The 23,511-nt window shown below is 40.3% G+C and carries 24 protein-coding genes; 4 read left to right on the top strand and 20 right to left on the bottom strand.

All coding sequences use genetic code 11. The annotated features are described in order from the left end of the window. Positions 1-189: 189 nt before the first annotated feature. The 6 genes from nadC to KTV93_RS05885 all read right to left on the bottom strand — a co-directional run bounded on the left by nadC (position 190) and on the right by KTV93_RS05885 (position 6,829). Entirely contained in the window at positions 190-1,050 is an 861-nt protein-coding gene (gene nadC, locus KTV93_RS05910) for a carboxylating nicotinate-nucleotide diphosphorylase (RefSeq protein WP_218250377.1), read from the bottom strand. 39 nt (positions 1,051-1,089) lie between these two features. Beyond that, entirely contained in the window at positions 1,090-2,664 is a 1,575-nt protein-coding gene (gene nadB / locus KTV93_RS05905) for an L-aspartate oxidase (RefSeq protein ID WP_218250376.1), read from the bottom strand. Between the two features lie 6 nt (positions 2,665-2,670). Further along, positions 2,671-3,294 (bottom strand): NAD(P)H-dependent oxidoreductase, encoded by a 624-nt coding sequence (locus KTV93_RS05900; RefSeq protein ID WP_218250375.1) that lies wholly within the window; start codon positions 3,292-3,294, stop codon positions 2,671-2,673. A gap of 81 nt (positions 3,295-3,375) precedes the next feature. Beyond that, positions 3,376-3,858, bottom strand: coding sequence for a ribonuclease HI (rnhA, locus tag KTV93_RS05895; protein WP_218250374.1), 483 nt, complete (start codon positions 3,856-3,858; stop codon positions 3,376-3,378). A 2-nt stretch (positions 3,859-3,860) separates the two neighbouring features. Next, positions 3,861-5,450: a replicative DNA helicase gene (gene dnaB / locus KTV93_RS05890; RefSeq protein ID WP_218250373.1), complete on the bottom strand. Its 1,590-nt coding sequence runs from the start codon at positions 5,448-5,450 to the stop codon at positions 3,861-3,863. Positions 5,451-5,590: 140 nt separating this feature from the next. After that, positions 5,591-6,829 carry an MFS transporter gene (locus tag KTV93_RS05885; RefSeq protein ID WP_218250372.1) on the bottom strand — a complete coding sequence of 413 codons (1,239 nt, stop codon included), beginning with the start codon at positions 6,827-6,829 and terminating at the stop codon, positions 5,591-5,593. Between the two features lie 86 nt (positions 6,830-6,915). Here KTV93_RS05885 and KTV93_RS05880 point away from each other — a divergent pair, with 86 nt between their 5' ends. Next, a complete protein-coding gene (locus KTV93_RS05880) occupies positions 6,916-7,254 on the top strand; it encodes a DMT family transporter (RefSeq protein WP_218250371.1) in 339 nt (112 codons plus the stop codon). Positions 7,255-7,344: 90 nt separating this feature from the next. Here KTV93_RS05880 and KTV93_RS05875 read toward each other — a convergent pair whose 3' ends face one another. The 7 genes from KTV93_RS05875 to KTV93_RS05845 form a co-directional block, all read right to left on the bottom strand. Next, the gene (locus tag KTV93_RS05875) at positions 7,345-8,301 is read right to left on the bottom strand and encodes a T9SS type A sorting domain-containing protein (RefSeq protein ID WP_218250370.1); all 957 of its coding nucleotides are present in this window, start codon (positions 8,299-8,301) and stop codon (positions 7,345-7,347) included. A 148-nt stretch (positions 8,302-8,449) separates the two neighbouring features. Further along, a complete protein-coding gene (locus KTV93_RS05870) occupies positions 8,450-9,949 on the bottom strand; it encodes a GH3 auxin-responsive promoter family protein (RefSeq protein ID WP_218250369.1) in 1,500 nt (499 codons plus the stop codon). A 19-nt stretch (positions 9,950-9,968) separates the two neighbouring features. Next, positions 9,969-10,556: a porin family protein gene (locus KTV93_RS05865; protein ID WP_218250368.1), complete on the bottom strand. Its 588-nt coding sequence runs from the start codon at positions 10,554-10,556 to the stop codon at positions 9,969-9,971. After that, positions 10,553-10,927, bottom strand: a complete 375-nt coding sequence (locus KTV93_RS05860) for a transthyretin-like family protein (RefSeq protein ID WP_218250367.1) — start codon at positions 10,925-10,927, stop codon at positions 10,553-10,555. Before KTV93_RS05860 ends, KTV93_RS05865 begins: the two co-directional genes overlap by 4 nt. 41 nt (positions 10,928-10,968) lie before the next feature. Beyond that, positions 10,969-11,547 (bottom strand): hypothetical protein, encoded by a 579-nt coding sequence (locus KTV93_RS05855; protein ID WP_218250366.1) that lies wholly within the window; start codon positions 11,545-11,547, stop codon positions 10,969-10,971. 17 nt (positions 11,548-11,564) lie between these two features. Beyond that, positions 11,565-11,942: a hypothetical protein gene (locus KTV93_RS05850; protein WP_218250365.1), complete on the bottom strand. Its 378-nt coding sequence runs from the start codon at positions 11,940-11,942 to the stop codon at positions 11,565-11,567. 76 nt (positions 11,943-12,018) lie between these two features. After that, positions 12,019-12,447 carry a hypothetical protein gene (locus tag KTV93_RS05845; protein ID WP_218250364.1) on the bottom strand — a complete coding sequence of 143 codons (429 nt, stop codon included), beginning with the start codon at positions 12,445-12,447 and terminating at the stop codon, positions 12,019-12,021. A gap of 274 nt (positions 12,448-12,721) precedes the next feature. On the opposite strand from KTV93_RS05845, the gene mfd reads away from it, so the two are divergent. The 3 genes from mfd to pth are packed head-to-tail and all read left to right on the top strand — an operon-like array spanning position 12,722 to position 17,619. Then, positions 12,722-16,102, top strand: a complete 3,381-nt coding sequence (gene mfd, locus KTV93_RS05840) for a transcription-repair coupling factor (RefSeq protein WP_218250363.1) — start codon at positions 12,722-12,724, stop codon at positions 16,100-16,102. Between the two features lie 53 nt (positions 16,103-16,155). After that, on the top strand, positions 16,156-17,049 hold the full coding sequence (locus KTV93_RS05835) for a hypothetical protein (protein WP_218250362.1): 894 nt from the start codon (positions 16,156-16,158) through the stop codon (positions 17,047-17,049). Between the two features lie 6 nt (positions 17,050-17,055). After that, positions 17,056-17,619, top strand: a complete 564-nt coding sequence (pth, locus tag KTV93_RS05830; RefSeq protein ID WP_218250361.1) for an aminoacyl-tRNA hydrolase — start codon at positions 17,056-17,058, stop codon at positions 17,617-17,619. Here the strand turns inward: pth and KTV93_RS05825 are convergent. The 7 genes from KTV93_RS05825 to KTV93_RS05795 form a co-directional block, all read right to left on the bottom strand. After that, positions 17,606-18,298: a carbonic anhydrase gene (locus tag KTV93_RS05825; RefSeq protein ID WP_218250360.1), complete on the bottom strand. Its 693-nt coding sequence runs from the start codon at positions 18,296-18,298 to the stop codon at positions 17,606-17,608. The two genes, pth and KTV93_RS05825, sit on opposite strands and share 14 nt — an antisense overlap. A 31-nt stretch (positions 18,299-18,329) precedes the next feature. Next, a complete protein-coding gene (locus KTV93_RS05820; protein ID WP_218250359.1) occupies positions 18,330-19,925 on the bottom strand; it encodes a SulP family inorganic anion transporter in 1,596 nt (531 codons plus the stop codon). Between the two features lie 168 nt (positions 19,926-20,093). Further along, entirely contained in the window at positions 20,094-20,342 is a 249-nt protein-coding gene (locus KTV93_RS05815; protein WP_230259214.1) for a hypothetical protein, read from the bottom strand. Between the two features lie 50 nt (positions 20,343-20,392). Then, positions 20,393-21,073: a carbonic anhydrase gene (locus KTV93_RS05810; protein WP_218250357.1), complete on the bottom strand. Its 681-nt coding sequence runs from the start codon at positions 21,071-21,073 to the stop codon at positions 20,393-20,395. A gap of 127 nt (positions 21,074-21,200) precedes the next feature. After that, entirely contained in the window at positions 21,201-21,755 is a 555-nt protein-coding gene (locus tag KTV93_RS05805; RefSeq protein WP_218250356.1) for a serine acetyltransferase, read from the bottom strand. A gap of 25 nt (positions 21,756-21,780) precedes the next feature. Then, positions 21,781-22,947 carry a glycosyltransferase gene (locus KTV93_RS05800; protein ID WP_218250355.1) on the bottom strand — a complete coding sequence of 389 codons (1,167 nt, stop codon included), beginning with the start codon at positions 22,945-22,947 and terminating at the stop codon, positions 21,781-21,783. A gap of 3 nt (positions 22,948-22,950) precedes the next feature. Continuing rightward, positions 22,951-23,511: an acyltransferase gene (locus KTV93_RS05795; RefSeq protein ID WP_218250354.1), complete on the bottom strand. Its 561-nt coding sequence runs from the start codon at positions 23,509-23,511 to the stop codon at positions 22,951-22,953.

Genomic DNA, 23,511 nt, shown 5'->3' with positions numbered 1-23,511 from the left:
TTAGATGGCGCAAAAATCGTTAAAAAAATTGGAACTTTTATTACGGATGTGTTAAATTTTAAAATTTTGTTAAAAAACGCTGTATCCAACAGGGATACAGCGTCTTAAATTTTTTAAGCGGTATGTTTTTAAAATATTATTCTTTGCGTACTATGTGTAATAATTCCTATAAAACCATTAATTTGACAATTATTTTACCGCCTTCAGGCTCAGGTCGATATTTGCTGCAGAGTGAGTTAAAGCGCCAGCAGATATAAAATCTACACCTGTAGCAGCAACTTCTTTCAACATGTCGCGCGTGATTCCGCCTGAAGCTTCACTCTCGCATTTACTGCCAATCAGCTTTACTGCTTTTTTCATGGTCTGGCTATCCATATTATCCAGCATAATACGATCAGCACCTGATTCCAGAGCTTCCTCCACTTCCTGCAGGTTTCGTGTTTCAACTTCTATTTTCAGCTTCTTTTTGTTGGCTTTAATGTACTCTTTGGCCATTTTCACCGCATTCGTAATGCTGCCATTATAATCAATATGATTATCTTTCAACATTATCATATCGTACAAACCATATCTGTGATTGGTTCCGCCGCCAATAGCCACAGCCCATTTCTCACAAATCCGGAAGTTGGGAGTTGTTTTTCGGGTATCTAGCAGTTTGGTTTTGGTTCCCAATAATCTGGAGTCCCAATCGTGAGTAAGAGTCGCAATCCCGCTCATTCGCTGCATACAGTTCAAAACTAATCTTTCCGTTGAAAGAATTGACCGTGCACTTCCTGTTACATAAAAAGCGATGTCGCCGGCTTTTGCGGATTCTCCATCTTTGATTAGTACCTCGATTTTTAGATTTTTATCAAACTGCTTGAAGATGATTTCTGCCAGTTCCACTCCCGCAAGAATACAGTTTTCTTTGACTAAAAGTTTCGCTTTCTGCTCCAGATTTCCGGGAATGGTTGAAAGAGTGGAGTGGTCTCCGTCTTGAATATCTTCCTCCAGGGCAGATTTTATGAATTGTTTTAGCACTTTATCAGTTACGTACGCAGGTCTTTTCATGTTTTATTTTTTAAGGCTAATGAGCCGAATTTTAAAGTTTTATACCAAATCTTTGTTGAAAAATGCGCCTTTATTCTCCTTCATCGCGATAGAATGCTTGATGATGAGATAAGAAATATTCACCAGATTTCGAAGTTCTGAAAGTTGCGGCGACATGATAGAATAGTTGTAAAGTTCAGTTACCGCTTCATAAATTTCGCGCTGTTTCTTTTTGGCAAGCTGCAGCCTTTCGTTGCTACGGACAATACTTACAAGATCGCTCATCATTTCCTGAAGCTGGCGGCGCAGATAAGAAACTAGAACCATTTCGTCCATCATTTTCATACCTTCCTCGTTCCATTCTGGAATGGCTTTTAAATCATCAAAATTAAAATCGTTAATGTTTAAAAGTTCTACCGTTTGCAGCGCGGCATTGTGACCGAAAACCATTCCTTCCAGTAAAGAATTTGATGCTAAACGGTTTGCGCCGTGAAGACCGGAATTGGTACATTCGCCTACGGCAAAAAGATTTTTAATAGAACTTTGGCCGTTCATGTCTGTTTCTATTCCGCCCATCAGATAGTGGCAGGCCGGAACAACCGGAATCAATTGCTTGAACGGATCAATACCTTCGTTGAGGCATTTCTGATAAATATTAGGGAAATGTTCTTTGAATTTTTCCTGATCCATTTGGCGGCAATCTAAACCGACATACTCGTCTCCAGAGATTTTTAACTCATTGTCAATGGCTCTGGCAACAATGTCACGGGAGGCCAATTCTTCGCGCTCATCATATTTCTGCATGAATTTTTCTCCGTTTTTAGTCCGGAGTTTCGCACCGTCGCCGCGCACGGCTTCCGAAATCAGAAACAGCATTCCGTCTCGCTTTGAATATAGAGCAGTGGGATGAAACTGGTAATACTGCATGTTTGAAACTTTACCGCGGGCTCGGTGTACGAAGGCAATTCCGTCGCCTGTAGCAATTACGGGATTGGTGGTGTTTTTATAAACATGACCTGCTCCTCCGGTAGCCACGAGTGTTATTTTTGCGGTAATTTTCTTGATTTTCTTTTCTTTCTCATCCAAAATATAAGCGCCGTAACAGGAAATATTTTGTGTGTTGAGTTCTTTTCCGGGAACGTGATGCTGCGTGATTAAATCTACCACATAATGGTGCGCCAGCATTTCGATGTTAGGAGATTTTTTAATGGTTTCCAGAAGGGCGCGTTCTATTTCGGCGCCGGTGATATCTTTGTGATGCACAATTCGGTTCTCGGTATGTCCGCCTTCACGGCCGAGTTTGAAGTCGCCGCCTGTTTCCATATCGAAGTTCGTACCCCAATTCACCAGTTCCTGGAATCTCGCGGGACCTTCTTTGATGACCATTTCAACCACATCTCTTTTATTTTCACCATCGCCGGCTCGCATGGTATCATCAATATGTTTCTGGAAATTGTCGTTGTCAAAATCGGTTACCACGGCAAGTCCACCCTGTGCGTACTTGGTATTGCTTTCGTCTTCATCGGCCTTGGTAACGATGATGATTTTGGCTTCAGGCATTTTTTCAGAGACTTTTATCGCGTAGGAAAGCCCCGAAATTCCGGAGCCAATGACCAGTACATCGGTTTTAATCATAGATTTTTAAATGAATTTAAATAATTTCTCGTCCGGTTTCCTTACTTTTTTCATCTTCTGAAAATCATCATCCGGCGAACGGTAACCTAATGCCAACGTAACGGCGACACTTTCTTTTTGAATGTCGATACTCAGCGTTTTTTCGATCTTTTCTTTAATGAAACCTTCCATGGGACAAGAATCGACCTGCTCCAGTGCTGCCGCAAACATAAGGTTTCCTAAAACGATGTACGTCTGCTTTTCTGCCCAAAGATGAACGTTTTCATTAGTTTCGGTATAATTATCAATGTTTTTTCGGAACATTCCGAGATTTTCCACAGGAATTTCGCGTATTTCCGAGATGTGCCTGAAATAACCGTCCACGTAACTTGCCTCAATATTTTTTTTAGAAACAATTACGATTAAATGCGAGCAGGTAGAAATCTGGGAGGGATTATGAAATGAAGGAACAAGATTTTTAAGCATTTCATCAGATTCAACTACAAAAATTTTATACGGCTGAAGGCCTAGTGAGCTTGCAGAAAGTTTTCCGGCTTCCAGAATATTCCGAAGAACTTCAGGAGAAACCTTTTTCGCAGGGTCAAATTTCTTTACCGAATATCTTTTTTGAAGCGCCTGTAAGTAATCCATTTAACAAAGATAGGAAAAGTCGGAAAACAGAGGACTGAAGTGACGGTAAAGTTGAGCAGTAAAGAACAATAATTGGTGAAATTAGAAAAGACCGCCGTCCTTTTGATTTTCGAAATACGTATCTATTTCAGGGTGATCAGATTGAGCAGCTTTTACTGCGAGCTGGTCGCAGATTTCGTTTTCGGGATGGCCTGCGTGGCCTTTAATCCAATGAAAAGTGGTTTTGTGGGTTTTGAGTAGCGGAACCATGCGCTTCCATAAATCAGGATTTTTCACATTTTTAAACCCTTTTTTAATCCATCCGAAAATCCATTTCTGATTAATGGCATCAGAAACATACTTGCTGTCGGTATAAATATGGATGTCGTTTTCGGTAGATTTCAATTTTTCCAGCGCTACAATCACAGCGAGAAGTTCCATACGATTGTTCGTAGTAAGACGGAATCCTTTGGAAAACTGTTTCTGGTAGTTTTTTTCAGGTACTTTCATCACAATTCCGTAGCCGCCTTTTCCCGGATTTCCGCTGCAGGCTCCGTCGGTGAAGATTTCAATTCTAAGACTCATATTTAATATTCGAAATCGTCATCATCATCCAAATCATTCATCGAAGAGCCGGAGAGATTCTGGCTGCTCGGTAAATCGAAAGCTGCACCCGGATCGATGGTAGCTTTTATCTTTTCGAAACCGCTCGGTTCATCCTGCTGACCAAAGTTCGAAGGCTGATAACCGTAACCGCTTCCGAACAGATCGAGGTCGGCAAATTTTGCGATATTTTTGTGGAAAGACATTCTTACATCGGCAGTGGCACCATTACGGTGTTTTGCAATGATGAGTTCTGCCTGATTTTCTGTGGAAGATTCTGCGCCGTCTTCATCGTTATCCCACGTCGTAATTTTATAATATTCCGGACGGAAAATGAATGAGACAATATCTGCATCCTGCTCAATCGCTCCGGATTCCCTAAGGTCAGAAAGCATCGGCCGTTTACCCGGACGAGTTTCCACACTTCTTGAAAGCTGTGAAAGTGCGATTACAGGAACATTCAGTTCTTTTGCAATGGCTTTTAATGATCTCGAAATCGTTGCGATTTCCTGCTCGCGGTTTCCTGCGCCGCCTTTTCCGGAGTTGGCCGTCATCAGCTGAAGATAATCGACCATAATAATTCTTACCCCATGCTGCATAACGAGTCTACGGCATTTCGCTCTGAAATCGAAGACGGAAAGCGAAGGTGTTTCGTCAATAAACAAAGGTGCATTTTCAAGTTCTGATACGTTGGAAAATAGCCTTTGCCATTCTTCATCACTCATCTGTCCTTTACGTAGTTTTTCTGAGGAAATTCCGGTCTCGGAAGCAATCATTCTGGTGATCAACTGTACCGAGGCCATTTCCAGGGAAAATAAGGCCAAAGGAATTTTGTGTTCAACGGCTATATTTCTCGCCATCGAAAGCAGGAACGCGGTTTTACCCATTGCCGGACGTGCTGCAATAATAATTAAATCGGAATTCTGCCAGCCGCCGGTTTCTTTATCGATATCTCTGAATCCTGACGGAATTCCGGAGATTCCTTCTTTATCTTTTAAGGCTTTTATGGTGTCAATGGCCTGTTTTACTAACGTATTTGCAGTGTCGAAACCTTTTTTGATGGTTCCGTTGGTGATTTCAAAAAATGACTGTTCTGCTTTGTCAAGCAATTCGAAAACGTCGGTGGATTCTTTGTAAGAACTGTCGATGACGTTCGCGGAAACATTGATAAGGCTTCTTAAAATAAATTTCTCAAGAATGACCCGAACATGATATTCAATATGCGCGCTGGATGAAACCCCCATTGTTAGATCAATGATATAATGATCTCCACCTGCAAAACCGAGTTTTTCAGTTTTTTTAAGCTCCTGAATTACTGTCATTAAATCGACAGGATGGTTTCCTTCAAACAGTTTCAGGATCGCACGGAAGATTTCCTGATGTCTTGGATCGTAAAAAACTTCCGGCGTCAGTAAATCGATGGAATAATCGAGCCCTTTTTTATCGATAAGAAAAGTACCAATAACAAGTTTCTCGAAATCTACTGCATTAGGCGGCATTTTGCCATCGGAAATTGAGAGTTCTTTTGCGAAATTACCGTGAATGAGGGACGATAATGTTTCCTTCTGTGTCATGGGACAAAGATAGAATATTAATCTTTTCGGGACCGTGATTGTGCAGAAGAAAAGCTAAAAATTCAGAAAACTTTGCCCTCATCACCTTTAGGCAATGGTTTGAATCTGTTGATAAATCTGGATAACTTTTTAACAGAATTTTAATAATTCATTTTCCTGAGTTTGGGAACGGTTGTGCCTACCAATAAGGCGATTAATACCGTCATGCTTCCGCCAAAAACTACAGAGCGCACCACACCCAGCAACTTTGCTGCTACACCACTTTCGAACTGTCCCATTTCATTACTCGACATGATGAAAATTGAATTCACGCTTAAAACCCGCCCCCGTAAATGATCCGGAGTTTTCAGCTGAACTATAGTACCGCGGATGACGACAGAAATCCCATCCAGCATTCCGCTGCAGACCAGAAGGAAAAACGAAAGCCAGTACAATTCCGAAAGCCCAAATCCGATAATGCATACTCCGAAGCCTGCAACAGCAACCAGCAGTATTTTGCCCTGGTTTTTCTTTAAAGGAACAAATGCAAGGAATGCTATAATACACATGGAACCGATATCTGAGGCAGCATTCAGCAGCCCGAAACCTTCAGAGCCGACCTTAAGAATATCGGTTGCAAATACTGGAATCATCGCGACCGCGCCCCCAAAAAGTACCGCAAACATGTCGAGGCAGAGCGCTCCCAAAATTTCTTTGGTTTTGTAGATGTAGGAAATTCCTTCGCGCATACTTTGTACTACGCCGATTTCTCTTGCGGAATTTTGCGAAGGATGCCGATTGAGGGTCCAAAAGAATATCGAAGCAAAAATCATTAATCCCACAACAACCAAAATGGTCCCGGAAATATCGATCCAGTGAATCAGAAACCCGCCGAGCGCGTGACCTGCTACGGAAGCCGTAAGAAATGTTCCCTGATTAAGGGTAATTGCATTGGGTAAAGTTTCTTTTGAAACGATTTTCGGAATCATTGAAGGGATGATGGGTCCCAAAAATGCGCGGCAGAATCCGGTGAAGAATATCACCATATAAATAAAATACGAAATTTCCTCATCGCTGAAATGCAGAAGTTGATGTCCGAAAAATGCGGGAATCAACAGTAAACTGATGAGCATTACATAAGCGTAGTTACAGATGAGAAGTAGTTTTTTCTTTTCGGAATTATCGATAACGTGTCCGGCGTAAAGCGCTGTAGAAACTGCAGGAATTACTTCTGAAAGTCCAATTAACCCAATAGCGAAGGGATCCTTTGTTAATTGGTAAATCCACCAGCCCATTACCGTGGCTAACATTCTGAAAGACAAAACAAGAAAAAACCGGCCGGTCATTAAATTCCGGAATTCCGGGATTTTCAGGGTTTGAATAGGCGTGAGTGAAATCATGCTGCAAATGTAATTTTTAGCAGCAATATCTCATGGAAAATAAAGCGACTTTTTTCAGAAACAAAAATTAAAATTACCTTTGAAAAATGAACTGGATTATCCTTATTATCGGCGGTTTATTTGAAACCGGATTTGCAATGTGTCTCGGGAAAGCTCAGGAAACAACCGGAAAAGAAAGCTATTTTTGGTGGGCAGGCTTTGCGGTCTCTCTTTTTCTGAGTATGTTTTTGCTTTATAAAGCCATCTCGCTGGGCGCGCAACCCATTCCTGTAGGAACTGCGTACGCTGTATGGACCGGAATTGGAGCAGTAGGAGCGGTTTTTATGGGAATCTTTGTTTTCAATGAGCCTGTAACCTTGTGGCGCATGTTTTTTGTATTTACTTTAATTGCTTCAGTAATCGGTCTAAAGGTGGTTAGCAATTAACCCATTGCAGGGCTGATCATAAATCACGGAAGTTTTCAAAAAAATAATCCGGACAAAACTGCCCGGATCATTTATTAGTGAGGTTAAAATCTATTTCTTAATAAATTTAGTACTCAGTGTTTTACCGTTAAGAGTTGTTACATTTACGATGTAAATCCCTTTGGCCAGAGTGGAGATATTAATTTTATCACTGTTTCCTTTCAACACAATTTTTCCGTCGGCTGAGTAAATTACTGCTGATTTCAGCTTTTCGTTTTTGGTGAAAATATAAAGTTCGTCCGCAGCCTGGGTTACGGTAACATCTTTAATCGTACTGTATGATTCTGTAATTCCCAGATTGTTATCACCTTCGATGGAGAATGCCAAACCATTAAAGGTTGGATCTTCCGTTAATGTTGAAATATTAGTCCAATCCGTTGCACCTGCGCCAAATGCGTCAGAAGGATCCAATAATTTGGCAAAATCCGAATTCACAGTTCCCACGGTCCAGTTCCATCTTTCTGTAGCGGAATAGCCTGTAAGGTTAAGTTTAGGAGCAAAAACTACCCAATATTTTGTACCCGAAGCCAGTGTTGGTGCCGCACCCATTGCTTCTACGAGGTCAACATTATAAACATAATAACCGGCTGCAGGAGTAGTGATGGTAAAAGCGGTGGAAGTTTGCGTAAGATCTATTTTGGCAATATATGGATTTGCATCGCCCGGTTTACCTGAAGGTTTTCCGCCGTTATCAGTATAAATATACATCAGCATTCCTCTGTTAAGCGTAGGAAGTGTGGCGGCATTCTGAAAGCCTACAAAAGAAAATTTCTTTGCCAAAACATCACCTGTTAAGGTAAAATCGTCAGCGGCTATAACATAATTACCATTTGATAAAATATCCGAAACGATACCACTTGTTGAAGTAGGAACCTGCTCGTATAAAACGGCTGCGGGTCTTTGGGAGTTTTGTACAGGAGTTTGATTAGCGGAAACTGCACTAATACTTTGAGCACTAATAACTGTGAGTGTAAAAAGTGATGCAGCTACAACATAAAGTTTTTTCATTTTATAATTTTTGATTAAGTTGGTGAAATTATAAAAATTATGTTAAATAAGCGGCATTTATTTTGCTAAAAATGGCCGATTATTAATTCTCCGGCGGTTAGAAAAACGATTTTATTAGAAATTAAAGATGCAACATTGTATTTCGGGCTTAAAATTTAAATCCGCTTAAAAAATCCCCTATTTTTCTGTCATTTGCAAGCCTCGGGATTTTGTTTTGTCCGCCAAGTTTTCCTTCAGATCTCGCGTAATCCTGAAAGGCATTTTTTCTTAGTTTGCTAATAATGAGAGGCTGCAGAATATTTCCTGAGATTAAATCATCATAGTAGGTATTGCGTTTCCGCATCTCATCATCCAGATTCTTTCTGAAACTTTCCAGATCTGCAGGTTCTTTTTCAAACTCAATAAACCATTCGTGATAAGGCAGTCCTTCCTTTGGGTTAACCTGAGGCGCGAGATGAAATTCAGTAATCTGTGCCGTGAATTTTTCTACCGTTGCTTTCATCGCTTCTTCCACTTCAAATGCGATAACGTGTTCTCCAAAAGCAGAGGTGAAATGTTTTGTTCTTCCGGAAACCACGATCCTGTAAGGGCTTTTTGAAATAAATCTTACAACATCTCCAATCGAATATGCCCAAAGTCCTGAGTTTGTGGTTAAAATCAGCGCATAATCTTTATGCAGTTCAATGTCTTTTAAAGTGAGTCTTTTTGCTTCCGGTTTCCCGTATTCCTCCAGCGGAACGAATTCGTAAAAAATTCCGTGGTTGGTTAAAAGCAATAAGCCTTCGTTCTGATAATCATCCTGAAACGCAAAAAAACCTTCGCTCGCCGGAAATGTCTGTATCGTATCCACCGGTTTTCCCAGAAGTTCGTTCATTTTTTCGCGGTAAGGTTCAAAGTTGACGCCGCCTGTGATGATGAGCTGAAGATTAGGGAAAAGCTCGGTAATTTTCTTTCCGTTTCTTTCGATCAGTTTTTCAAAATACATGATCAGCCACGGCGGAATTCCCGAAATCAAGGTCATGTTTTGCTTTTCGGTTTCCTTTACAATTTCATCCACTTTAGTTTCCCAGTCTTCGAGGAGGTTGGTTTTTTCGCTTGGCAAACGGTTTTTCTGCAGATAATTCGGGATGTGATGGGCGACAATGCCGGAAAGTCTGCCGGTTTTTATCCCGTTGATTTCTTCCAGCTCGGGACTTCCCTGAAGGAAAATCATTTTCCCCGAAACGAAATCTGAATTGTTTTTCTGACTGATATAATGGAAGATCGCACTTTGAGCCGCAGCAAGCTGATAGGGCATTCCTTCTTTTGAGATCGGGATATATTTTGAACCCGAAGTTGTCCCCGAAGTTTTCGCGAAATATTCCGGAGTTTCGGTCCAGAGAATGTTTCGCTGGCCTTTTTTTACTTTTTCGATATAGGGTTTTAAGCCTTCGTAATCGGCAATTTTAACCTGATTCTGAAAATCCTGAACATTTTTTATGGTCTCAAACTGATGTTCTCTTCCGAACAAAGTTTTTTCAGCGGTTTTTACCAGAGAAATCAAGAGTTTATCCTGATCTTCAACAGCGTTATTTTTAAAACTTTCGGTTTGTTTTACGTGCTTTCTGGCCCAGATTAAAGCAATTTTTTTCTTTATGAAATTTAACATGAGGCAAATTTAAAAGTTTTTAGAAACAAAGTCTTAAACCTAAAGAAAAATTTAGCAATGTAGCTTTGGAGTAGTACTTTTGAATTTTTGGATCATCCATTTCTGTAAAAGTGTGCATGAAATAGAATCGCGGCCCTGCAACCAAAACAAGGCTGTTGTTTTTGGTAACGCTGTACAATGCTTTTCCGCCGAGGAAAAAGGTGTTGCCGCCTTCGGTAAATTTCTCAATCCTGTAATCTGAATAGCTTTTCAGCTGTGAAAATCCGCCGCCGATATTTCCTTCAATACTCAGTTTTTGATTCACATCATACCGGTAAAGTGCATAAATATCAAATAGGGTAAGCTGCGGACTGTGCAGATCGCCAAACACAGAAACATCTGAAACTTCGGAATAGCCTTTGTTGAATTCGATTCCCAAACCAAAATTTTTATAAAACGTCCCGGTGAAGCCTGCCCCAAATCCGGTAAAGGTCTTGGTTCCGTCCGCAACAAAATTATTGCCCAGGCCGGTGAACGTATTCCCTTTAAACTCAATAGCAAACTTATTTGTTTCCTGAGAAAAACAGATTCCGGAAATCAAGATAAAAGTGAGTAATACATTTTTCATGGCGCGAGCTGTATTTGTGGAAATTTAAAAGCGATATTTTTTGCAGGAAGAATAATAGATAAGGAGTCGTATGCGAGTCTGCACTCCGGATCATTCGACGAAAATGCAACGATTTTCCGGTTTAAAACCAATGATTTTTCCTTGGTAGTTCCAGGTCCGCCCAGTTTGAAATTTCCCGAAGCGTCAGTCTGTGTTTCGGATATTAAAATATCGTCAGCAAAAAGTTTTACCGGAATATTCGGCGTATTTGATGAACTTATTTTCCCTTCAACGTAAATTCGGGAATTGTTGATATATTCCGGTTGACAGCTGTTTGGCGACATTAAAAAAGTTAGGGGCAAAACAGTTGAAAGAATAAAGCGGTGTATCATATTATGTTTTTTGAAGTAGTTTTTCTGGACCGGAACTAAAGCTAAAAATTATACCGGTAACCCACACTTAGGCTCAAAAATGTAGAATTACTGTAATATTTGCGGATCTCGGGATTTTCATTGTAAACGTTTCCGTAGTAGAAGTTGGCTTTCAAGGCTGCAAAAACCTGCTGAGGTCCGTCTAAAGTATAAATTGCTTTGCCACCCAGATGAAAGCCCATCGCGTTGTTCTTGAGTTTTTCGCTCTTGTCCAGATATAGATTGGTAAGGCGGTAATAACTGAATCCTGCCATTTCCTCGACCATAAAATCATCCGAAATGTTTTCTCGGTGGGTTAAAAATACATCCACAACAGTCATTCTTGGCGAACCGATATTGCCGTATAAATTCCGCTCGCCATATTTCACGTTCGAGAACAGTTCACTGTAATCCAGACCAATCCCAAAATTAATCGGTGTCATTAAATTTCCGCCAAATCCGAATCCGTAGAAGGGCTGAAGATTCTTTGCGAGAGAATTGTTTCCCAATGGTTTCATCGCCAAAACCTTTACATCGATATTCGAAACTACATCCAAACCTTTTTTCTTTTGAGAGGACAGAATAGCGGACGTAAACATCATTAATAGAAGCAATATTCTCATTTCTCAAGCACGATTTCGTTAAACTTTATATAGGTAATTCCCGCCGGAACATCGATTTTGAAACCGTCGTTGGATAAGCTGAGGCCGGATTTTTCTGTATTGAAGGATTTAATTTTGTCTGTAGAAATAAGTGAAAATCCAGAATTCCCAATGGGTCCGGAAACTTTGAATTCCCCGCCGGATTCCAGCATTGTTTCTGCAACAATTATGTTGTCGCTTTTGATTCTAAAAAAAAATGTGTTGTAATTTACGGCCGCGGACACTACTTTTCCTTCTGCATAGGCGCGGGGATTTTCATTTGAGTCAGTATTGCAGCTCTGAAAAAAAAGTGCGTTAAACAATAAAACCGGAACGACACTGAGTTTTACTTTCATCAGAAAATATTTTTTTAAAAATACAAAAACTGCCTCAATAAAATTGAAGCAGTTCGCATTTTATATGAAGATAAGGTTATCTTACCGCATTTGCTGTCCAGGTTTTTCCGTCTTTGGAATAAAGAATTTTAAGGTCTTTATTATCGATTCTGATATATGAGGTCGCACTGGAGCCAACCATTACCAAGGTGTTATCACCCGTTTTTTCGAACTCAACGCCATTAAGATCTGGAATTCCATCAGAAAATCTGAAATTATACTTTGTACCGCTAGCAATTTTGGTTACAAAAACGCTACCGTTATCTTTCGAAATGGAAGTTGTGCCGTCGTTATAAGAAATACTTCCGTTGTAGGTTCCTGCAAAGAAATCGTTGTCGGCTGGATCGTCATCGCGGCTACAGGATGTAAGTAAGGTGACTGAGAATACCAGCATCAAAATACCCAGAAATCTAACTGCATTTTTGAATGTTGAATTTTTCTTTGATTTTAAGTTTGTAATTTTCATAATACTTTTTTTAAATGTTAATGTTGTGGGTTTTTTCAAACATTATGCCATCAACTCATAATTGATTTGTTTTAACTTTAATTAGCAATATTTTTCAAAATGATATGGATTTTATTTTTTAAGAGATTAAAAAATAGCTTTTCTGTAATTCGAGGTAAAATTTACATTCTCAGAAATATACCTTAAATTTGTGCATTCAGAACGGTTTCGGAATTTCCCGAAATCGTTTTTGCCGTTTGTTTTTTTACGAAACGGTTTAAATTTTAATTAAAGAATGCAGTTAAAAGCCATACACGAAACTTTTCTTCCCGATATGTTGCGAAACGAATTCGGCAGAGAAATCTTTAAGAATATAGAAACACATCAGCACATCTCTGTGAAAGGATTTGCCGGTTCGTCGCCCTCAGTTTTTGCGGCAGAATTATTTCTTACGCAAAAGAAAACCATACTGTATCTTATTGAGGATAAGGAAGAATCACTTTATGTGACTTCCGAAATGGAGGACTTATTGGGTAAGGAGAACATTCTTTATTTCCCGGCAACTCATTTGGAGCCTTACCAGATCGAGAAAACCCAGAATGCAAATCTCGTCCTTAGAACTGAAGTGCTGAACAAGTTGAACTCCGCAAAAAGACCAAAAGTAATCGTTGCCGGATTTTCAGCATTGTCGGAGAAAGTCCTGAAAAAAGAAGACTTCAAAGCGATTTCTCATCAGATTAAAGTAGGCGAAAGTTTAGACTTTGATTTTACAGAAGAATTGCTGCAGCAGTTCAATTTCAACTTAACAGATTTTGTTTCGGAGCCCGGTGAGTTTTCTGTGCGCGGAGGCATTGTAGATGTTTTTTCATACTCGAATGAAGAACCTTACCGAATTACGTTTTTCGGAAACGAGATCGAAAGCATCAAAACCTTCAACATTGAAACCCAGCTAACCAACGGAAAAGTAAATGAATTTCAGTTGGTTTCGAATATGAATTTCGCGGTTTCCGGAAATAAAGTTTCTCTGTTTGAACTTTTACCGAAAGACAGTTTCGTTGTTTCTAAAAACGCTTTTTTAGGCGTAAAGAAAAACCGAGATTTCTACGCGAAAGCCGAAGAAAGATTTGAAACGCTGAGCAAAGAAATCAGTCACAGAGCGCCGGCCGAACTCTTTTTAACAGATGAGGATTTGCTGAAGGACTATCAGAAATTCAGAAGCATTGATTTCACCTTAGAAGAATTACGGATTCCGGATAATTTCACCGTTCAGATTAATCAAACCCCGCAGCCGACTTTTCATAAAAACTTTGAACTTCTCATTGAGGATTTGGTTGAAAAACGCGATTCCGATTATGATATCTGGATTTCTTTTTCCACAGAAAAACAAAAGGAAAGACTTGAATCCATCTTTGAAGAATTGGGAAGTTTCGGTTTTGGTGAGCAGGAATTACCTTTTAAATCCTTTAAATCTGAACTGCATGAAGGGTTTCTGGATCTTGACCATAAAATATCGGTGTATACCGATCACCAGATTTTCGACCGTTATCAAAGATTCAAATCGAAGAATACTTTCGCCAAATCTGAACAGCTCACACTGAAGGATTTGATGCAGATGAAAGTGGGCGATTACATCACGCACATCGATCACGGAATTGGGAAATTCATGGGATTGGTGAAAGTGAACAACAATGGGAAAGTTCAGGAATGTTTTAAACTCGTTTACAAAAACGGAGATTTACTGTATGTAAGCATTCATTCGCTTCATAAGATCTCAAAATATAATGGCCCCGACGGTCGCGAAATCGTGTTGAGTAAACTCGGTTCTCCCGCCTGGAAATCCTTAAAACAGAAAACAAAAGCCAAAGTAAAGCAGATCGCTTTCGACTTAATAAGGTTGTATGCGCAGCGGAAAACTGCCAAAGGTTTTGCTTTCACCCCGGACACTTATCTCCAGAACGAACTCGAAGCCAGTTTTATTTACGAAGACACGCCTGATCAGGAGAAGGCGACCGTCGACGTAAAAAAAGACATGGAAAATGATACCGTGATGGATCGTCTGATCTGTGGCGACGTAGGTTTCGGGAAAACAGAAATTGCAGTAAGAGCTGCTTTCAAAGCGGCAACTGACGGGAAACAGGTTGCGATTTTGGTTCCGACAACGATTCTGGCATTTCAGCATTACCGGAGTTTTAAGGAAAGACTGAAGGACTTTCCGGTGAATATTTCCTACATGAACCGCTTCCGAACCGCGAAACAAAAAGCGGAAACGCTGAAAGGACTGGAAGACGGAAAAGTTGATATCGTCATCGGGACGCATCAGTTGGTGGGAAGTTCGGTGAAGTTCAAAGATTTAGGGCTTTTAATTATTGATGAAGAACATAAATTTGGCGTTTCAGTAAAAGATAAACTCAAAACCTTAAAGAATAACATCGATACCCTTACCTTAACCGCGACTCCAATTCCGAGAACACTGCAGTTTTCGTTAATGGCCGCGCGCGATTTGTCCGTCATTAAAACACCGCCGCCAAACCGCCAGCCGGTTGATACAAGCATTATCGGTTTCAGCGAAGAAGTGATTCGGGACGCAGTTTCTTATGAAATTCAGCGTGATGGGCAGGTGTATTTCATCAACAACAGAATCGAAAATCTTAAAGATATTGCAGGACTTATTCAAAGGTTGGTTCCCGATGCAAAAGTGATTACCGGTCACGGCCAGATGGAAGGCAAGCAGCTTGAACGTAATGTTCTGGATTTTATGGAAGGAAAATACGACGTTTTGGTTTCCACAACGATTGTAGAAAGTGGTGTGGACGTTCCGAATGCAAATACGATTTTCATCAATGATGCGCAGCGTTTCGGAATGGCAGATTTGCACCAGATGCGTGGAAGGGTTGGTCGTAGCAACAGGAAAGCATTCTGTTATCTCATTACGCCGCCGTTTGATATGATGACTTCGGATGCCAGGAAAAGACTGGAAGCAATCGAACAGTTTTCAGATCTCGGAAGCGGTTTTCAGATTGCGATGAAAGATCTGGAAATCCGCGGTGCAGGAGATTTGCTTGGCGGAGAACAGAGTGGATTCATCAATGAAATGGGCTTTGATACCTACCAGAAAATCATGCAGGAAGCGCTCGAAGAATTACAGAATGATGAAGAATTCGGCGAACTATTTGAAAATGAAGAAGACCGTAAAAAACTCTTTAAATCAACTAAAGAAGTCAATATTGATACGGATCTTGAATTGATGCTGCCAGATTCCTATGTTCAGAGTATAGAAGAAAGACTTTCGCTTTATCAGAAACTGGCCGAAGTTCAGAATAAGGAAGATCTGCAGAAATTTGAAAACGAACTGACAGACCGTTTCGGTAAATTGCCTTCTGAAGCCAGAAACCTTCTGAAATCGGTAGAATTAAAATGGATTGCCGCAGAAATTGGCTTCGATAAAATCGTCGTTAAAACCGGGATTTTCCTCGGATATTTTCCGCCAAATCCTCAGGACAAATTTTACCAGAGCGAAAAGTTCAGGCATATCATTTCCTATTTAAGTCAGAATCCGAAGGATGCTACTTTGAAGGAGAAGCATTCCGCGGACGGTAATCAGCTGATGATGCGCAAAGAAAATGTGCAGCATGTGGATGAGGTGAATGCGGTTTTAGAGAGGATTCTCTCGAAATAATAAATAAGTTAAGATCTCGAAAAAAAGTTTACTTTTGTTAAAATTAAATTCTGATGAATAAAGTCCTGCATGTTTTCTCTTTCCTGTTTGCCATCATGGTTTTGTACTCTTGTGAATCAAGCCGTGCAGAAAACGGTGATTTACTTAACGGTATTGATGGAACCGGAACTGCGCCCGGAACAGGTGGCGGGTCAAACACGGACAAAGTTTTAAAGAAAGTGACCATTGTAGACAGCGAGGGGATTTCATCGGTATTTACGTATAATTATACGGCCGGTAAACTTACCACTGCACATTTTGAAGGTGACGGTGAAAAGACAGATTACACCTTATCCTACGAGAATAATTTACTTTCTAAGCTAACTATTCTTCAAGACGACGGCAGTACTGAACTTACTACGACACTCAATTTAACGTACAATGGCGGTAAGGTTGCAATGGCCTCCGGAAATATGACGGGCGGCGGACAGGAACTCATGAGAAATGAGACCAATTTTCTTTATGATTCAACCGGTAAACTAAAAAAAGTGGACACCGTAATGCTTATGGAAGATCTGGATAATCCGGGAACATACAAGCCTGCAACCAAAATGGTGAGCGACCTGTTGTTTACCGGAAACAACCTGTCTCAATGGAAAATGACGATGACCACGATTGCCCCACCGCCAATTGTGATTCCGCCGATTGTTTTTGACATTAAATTAAGTAATTACGATAGCAATAAAAACCCTTGGGCGACGCTTCCTGTGGAATTTACCATTGCAGGCGGTCATTTTATGACAGGAACCAACGCGTTCACAGGATTATCAATGAATAATTACAAAACCGTATCGGTTACGTCTTCAGCGGGCAACGATGGCGGAACGTATGCATATACGTACGACAGTGCTGGTTACCCGACCAAAGCCGTCTCCACAGCGGGTACATTTACCTTCGAATATCAATAAAAATCAATGAAATACCTTATCGTCGGTCTCGGCAACAAAGGAGATGAATATACTGAAACCCGGCATAACGTCGGGTTTAAAGTTGCTGAAAAAATCGCCGAAACTATTGAAGCTCCGTTTAAATCTTCCAATTTTGGACTTTTGGCTGAAGGAAAATATAAAGGCAGAAAAGTCTTTATTCTTAAGCCTGATACTTACATGAATCTTTCAGGAAATGCGGTGAAATTCTGGCTTCAGAAAGAGAATATTCCTTTGGAGAATTTAATGATTATCACGGATGATCTTGCTTTGCCTTTCGGAACTTTAAGAATGAAAATGAAAGGTTCCGACGCCGGTCACAATGGATTGAAAAGCATTCAGGAACAGCTTCAGACTCAAAATTATCCACGATTGCGTTTTGGAATTTCTGCAGAATTTCCTGAAGGAAAACAGGTAGATTATGTTCTTGGAAAATGGGAAGGTGAGGAAAAAGAAAAACTTCCCGAAAGAATCGAGAAGTTTTCTAAAGCGTGTCTGTCTTTTGTTTTCGCGGGAATACAGAATACGATGACTGCTTTTAATGGGAAATAGCCATTTCGCCAGTCTGCGCTTCCATTTCAGCATTCATATTTTCGTCTAGCCATGTTACAACACCGCTTTCGACGCAATAGTTGGCACCCACAATTTTAATTTTTCCGCCTTTCTCCAGTTGATTAAGCGTAGTACTCTGCTCACGGATATCCTCCATGGTTTTCCGGATATTGCAAATGTTAAGTCTTTCCAGAAGATCGCTGTTTGACGACGAACGTTCTTCGCCTTCTTTAATCAAACCGTCAATACAGCCTTGAAAATGACCAACAAGATGGTTAAGGTTTTCCATGCCCATTCCTTCAATGCTTTGTGCGTCCAAACCGCCTTTCAGAGCGCCACATTTGGTGTGCCCGAGGACCACTACCAATTTGGAACCGGCGACATTACAGCCAAACTCCATGGAACCAAGAATATCTTTATTTACAAAGTTTCCGGCGATCCGTATGCTGAAAATATCGCCTAAACCCTGATCAAAAATCAGTTCTGCAGAAGTACGGCTGTCGATACAGCTAAGTATTACTGCAAAAGGCCACTGCCCGGCGCGGGTATCATTTACCTGCTCGAGCAGATTGCGGTTCATTTTTAGGTTCTGTACAAAGCGTTGGTTTCCTTCTTTTAGGAAATTAAGCGCTTTTTCTGGTGTTGTTGTAGATTGTGTTTCTACGGTATGTGCTTTCATTTGTTTATTTTAAAGTTGATGTTTTTCTAAGTTACATGGCTCTTCTGTGGGCAATGATAATATGTGAATCTTCGTCGTCAGCGTATTCCTGATAAGAGGTTTTGAAACCAACTAGCCTCACTTCAATATCCTCTTCTTTTGCACGGATATTGGCAAATTCCTGAATCATTTCAAGAATATCGGTCGCGATGTAGGAGGTTGATCTGGCATCAATACAGACCTGTGAGTTTGGTTTGATGTTTTTAAGCGTTTTTTTAATGGCTGCTTTGTTTAGAAAAGATACCTCTTCCGCAAGTTTTATGTTGATTTCATCAGCATCGTCAAGCTCTTCGCGGCTCAGGTAGTAAGCCCGTTTCATATTTCCCTGGAGGATATAGAAAACCGAAATCAATAATCCAATTCCCACACCCTTCAGTAAATCAAGCGAAACTACGGCGACTACTGTCGCGATGAAAGGGATAAACTGGTATTTTCCTTTATGCCAGAAATGCATCACCGTTGCAGGTTTCGCCAGTTTGTAACCTACCAGAAGTAAAACCGCGGCCAAAGTAGCGAGTGGAATCATATTCAGAATAAACGGAATCGTAAGAACGCAAATCAGCAATAGCCCGCCATGAATAACGGTAGATAGTTTAGAAGTTGCTCCGGCATTCGCATTGGCAGAACTTCTTACCACCACTGATGTCATGGGCAAACCGCCAATCGCTGAAGAAATTAAATTCCCTATTCCCTGTGCCCGAAGCTCTAAGTTGGTGTCTGTAATTCTCCTGCGCGTATCCAAACGGTCGGAAGCTTCAATACACAGTAATGTTTCAATGGACGCCACAATAGCGATCGTTGCGCCCACAATCCAAACTTTTGGATTCAAGAATCCCTGCAGATCCGGGAAAACAAGCATGTTTTTAAAATCTGACGCACTTTGCGGAACGGGAAGTGAAACCAAATGTTCTGAGCCGATCGCAAGTGAACTTCCGGAAAGGATGAAAATATAATTCAGCAGAATTCCTGCACCTACTGCCACTAGCGCTCCGGGAATCATTTTGAGTTTTTTCAGCGCTGGAAATTTATCCCAGGCCAAAAGAATAGTGATGGAGACCAACGTAACGATTACTGCACCAGGATGAATTCCCGCGGCCAATTCGCTAAAATAATTTGGGTTAAAACCATTGGCGAAAAGCGTCTGGTTTCCTTCAAAATCTTTATCAAAACCCAATGCATGAGGGATCTGCGTTAAGATGATGATGATCCCAATCCCTGCCAGCATTCCTTCAATAACGTTGGTGGGAAAATAATTTGAGATACTTCCGGCTCTTATAAACCCTAAAATTAGCTGAATAATTCCGGCAATAATTCCGGCACAAAGGAAAAGTTCGAATGCACCTAAATCGGTAATAGCAGTAAGTACAATAGCGGTTAATCCCGCTGCGGGTCCGCTGACCGATATATTCGAATTACTGAGGTAACCGACAACCAAACCGCCGATAATTCCTGCAATAATCCCGGAAAGCGGTGGTGCGCCGGAGGCTAATGCAATCCCTAAACATAGTGGAAGTGCTACTAAAAATACGACGAGTCCTGAAGGGAAATTTTCTTTAATCCCTCCGTATATAGAAAGTGTTTTTTTCATTTTTTTGAAAAATTGTGCTGTCTTTTGGCCACAGCTGTCCGTTTGGAATTTCGCACAGGAAATATCCCGACACAGTTTGTGACTACAGCGATTGAAATTTAATTTTTGTTGCAGAACGGTTTGCCAGCACTTAAAAAAGTGTGGAATGTTCATTAAAAGCGATAAAAATTAAACTTCGGGAGGCGGGGAAAATATCGTAAGAAAAGGAGAGAGGTGTACAGAATCATCTGCACATATAAATGAATTTGCTGAGAAATCTCTTTCAAAAAACTTCAGGAAGTCATGAACACTAAGTGTTTCCGGAATGGTTTTTTCGTTGATTACCAGCGGTGAGTGTTGGGTTTCTTCTTCGGAAATAATCATATTAGTCGCCGGCAAATCCCAATTGAAAAACGTGGCAATAGTTGGTAATGCCATGAAATTCAAAAAGACCGTCAATGTTATGATGCTCCAAAGTTTCATATTGATCAGATGAGGTTTTTATTTTTTTTGCGACTCATTACCCATTCTGAGTTGGTTAAATTGTAAATCTTCTGAATGTCTTTCAGAATACTTTCAAAATCAATTTCCAGATCGATGATCTTTCCTGTTTTCAGATCGAAAACCCAGCCGTGAACAATTGGATATTCATCGACCAAATACTGTTCCTGAACTACAGCCATTTTAATAACGTTGATGCACTGTTCCTGAACGTTGAGTTCTACAAGGCGGTCGTAACGTTTCTGATCGTCTTCAATTGCATCCAATTCAGCCTGATGCAGTCTGTAAACATCCCGTATATTTCTGAGCCATGGGTTCATCAGGCCAAGATCCTGAGGCGTCATCGCTGCTTTTACACCGCCACATCCATAGTGCCCGCAAACGATGATGTGTTTCACTTTCAGGTGTTCAACGGCGTACTGAATCACAGCTGTAGCGCTCATGTCCAGCGTGTTTACAACGTTTGCAACGTTTCGGGTTACAAATACTTCTCCTGGTTTTAAACCCATCATTTCCTCGGCGGAAACACGGCTGTCTGAACATCCAATATAAAGATAATCAGGAGTTTGTGATGCAGATAGGGTTTTGAAAAAGTCTTTGTCTTCAGCGAGTTTTGACTCCACCCATTTTTTATTGTTGTCGAAAATAACTTCGTACGATTTTTTCATAAAATAACTGTTTAGCGTTTAATTATATTATTTCGCATAAGTTGTTCTCTAATTCAATAGACTAAATCAATAATGCAAAAATAGATGTTAAGAATTAAAAAAACCAGTATTTAACAAAAATTTAATATTAAATTTTGTGATTAATATAGCCTTGTGTTGCATTTAGGTTTGTGGTGATTTGTGCGGGATTTCCGATTACGACTGAATTTTCAGGAACATCGAAGTTTACATAAGCGTTGGGAGCGATCAGCACATTATTACCGATTTTGATGTTTCCCACGATTACAGCGTTCGGTCCTATCCAAACTTCATCACCGATTTCCGGAACTCCTTCAGTTTTTCCACGGTTCGCCTGAGCGATCGTTACGCCCTGCGCAATGTTGCAGTTTCTGCCGATTTTAGCTTTCGGATTGATGACGAGGGCGCCCCAGTGTCCAAGATAAAAGCCCTCGCCAATCTGTGTTTCGGGATAAATTTGGAAACCATATTTGATCTGGTGATGACGCAAAACCAATCTCCAGAACGCCCCTAAAAAAGATTTTTTTCTGTACTGCTGGCATTTCCTCAAAATATAGATAAAATGAAGATTGGGGTTAATGCATTTTGCCCAGATTTCGGGAGAAGACAGCATTTTTCCGCTCTCACGGTAAAAATCTTTCTGTATGGTGGTATAATTGGGCATATCGCAAAGTTAAGTGAAAATTGCTTTAAAGTTCATCAATTATATGCGTGATTTTCTGTACTGAATTTTCAAGGTTGAAGGGCATTGTGTAAGTTTCTAATGCTTTAGTGTAACCTTCAAAACTTTCAGGTTGGTTGAGTGCTTTTTTCATTCCTGTATAAATTCCCTCTTGAGAATTTTCTACGATTAAACCTAGTTTTCCCTCTGCAAGCATTTCTTTCACGCCCGAAACATCGGTCGCAATAATGGGTTTCTTAAGTGCAATAGCTTCAAATAAAACAGTCGGGAATCCTTCATATCTGGAACCTAAAATATAAAAATCAGCTTCTTTAAAATACGGATACGGATTATCTGTAAATCCCAGCATGGTGGCGGTTTGATCAAGCCCAAGTTCCGTTTTTAGGGTTTTTATATTTTCAAAATCGTATCCGTCTCCGATGATCAGCAGGTGATGATGAAGCCCTTCGTTTAAGAGTTTTTGATGCACTTTTAAAAGTCTGTCGAAGCCCTTTTGGGGAAAAACGGTTCCTACTGAAACGAAAGTTTTAAGAGTTTTATTGAATGAATAAGTGGTTGCCTGAGCAGTTGATTTACGCAGGATTTCATTGGTATCTAAAGGGTTGTAAATTCTTACTATTCTGTCTTTCTCCGATTGACTTACTGCTATGTTTTCGAAATCGTGCTGAATTTTATCTGAAATCACCATGATTTTATCGAAACCAAAAAACTTTCGGAGTTCTTCATCATTATAGTTTTTAAATTCAGTCTTTTTAAGGTCATTATGAATCCAGATGATTTTTTTGGATGATTTTATAGGAGAAGATAAAATCTCATCGCGCATCCCGTGAATTGCCGCAAATTCGATATCGTATTGATTTCCTTTCAGGATTTTTGAATAAAGGATTTCGGGAAATCTCTTCAATAGTGACTGATAAATGACCCGGAAGGCTTTTACAGGAATGTCCTGAATCCGGTTTGTGGTAATCATTTCGCCGCGGTTTAGATAGAAAACATTGATCCAGTTAGGAACCTCGGATAAATATTTCCCCGAGTACAAATTCAGTAAAAGATCGATTTCATACTTGTCGGGCGGCAGATTTTTCAGAAAAGTGACCAGAACTTTTTCGGCTCCGCCATGCCGCAGCGACCCGATCCGGATAAGGATTTTCTTTTTGCCCTTTTCACTTTTCATATATTATTTTACAGGTTTGTAATGATGAGGCAGATTTTTTTTAATATACGCTTCAAGCCTAGGACGGTCTTGTTCAAGTTCCCGTGGATACATTACATTATTCGCCAAAAGTTTGTCGCCATATTCTTCCAGTGTACAGATGTATTTGGCCGGAACGCCCGCGAACACCGTTCCGGCAGGCATTGAAGTTGTTAAAATTGATCCTGCACCTAAAAGACAATTATCCTTCATTTCAACTCCGGGCATAATAATGGTGTCTGCGCCGATTAGGCAGCGTTTGCCGATTTTAATCCGCCCAAAAGTCCTCACATCTTTATATTTTTCGAAAAAATGCAGTGCGTTTTGCCCGCCGTCGTGATTTACAAATCTAACGTTGTTAGAGAAAGTTGTTTCGTCTCCGATTTCGATAAGAAAGGGTTCTGTTCCGAACTGTGGTACCTCTACAAAACGTACATTTTTACCTACTTTAAGTCCTTTTGCCAGACATATTTTTAGATAAATCTGCTGAATGAAATATTGGTAGGATGTATGAATTTTGAGAATGATTCTGTACAGAAAAATCAT

The sequence above is a fragment of the Kaistella faecalis genome, assembly GCF_019195395.1.
Taxonomy (GTDB): Bacteria; Bacteroidota; Bacteroidia; order Flavobacteriales; family Weeksellaceae; genus Kaistella; species Kaistella faecalis.
The sequence above is the reverse complement of the archived record's forward strand: the minus strand, read 5'-3'. Positions and strand labels throughout refer to the sequence as shown.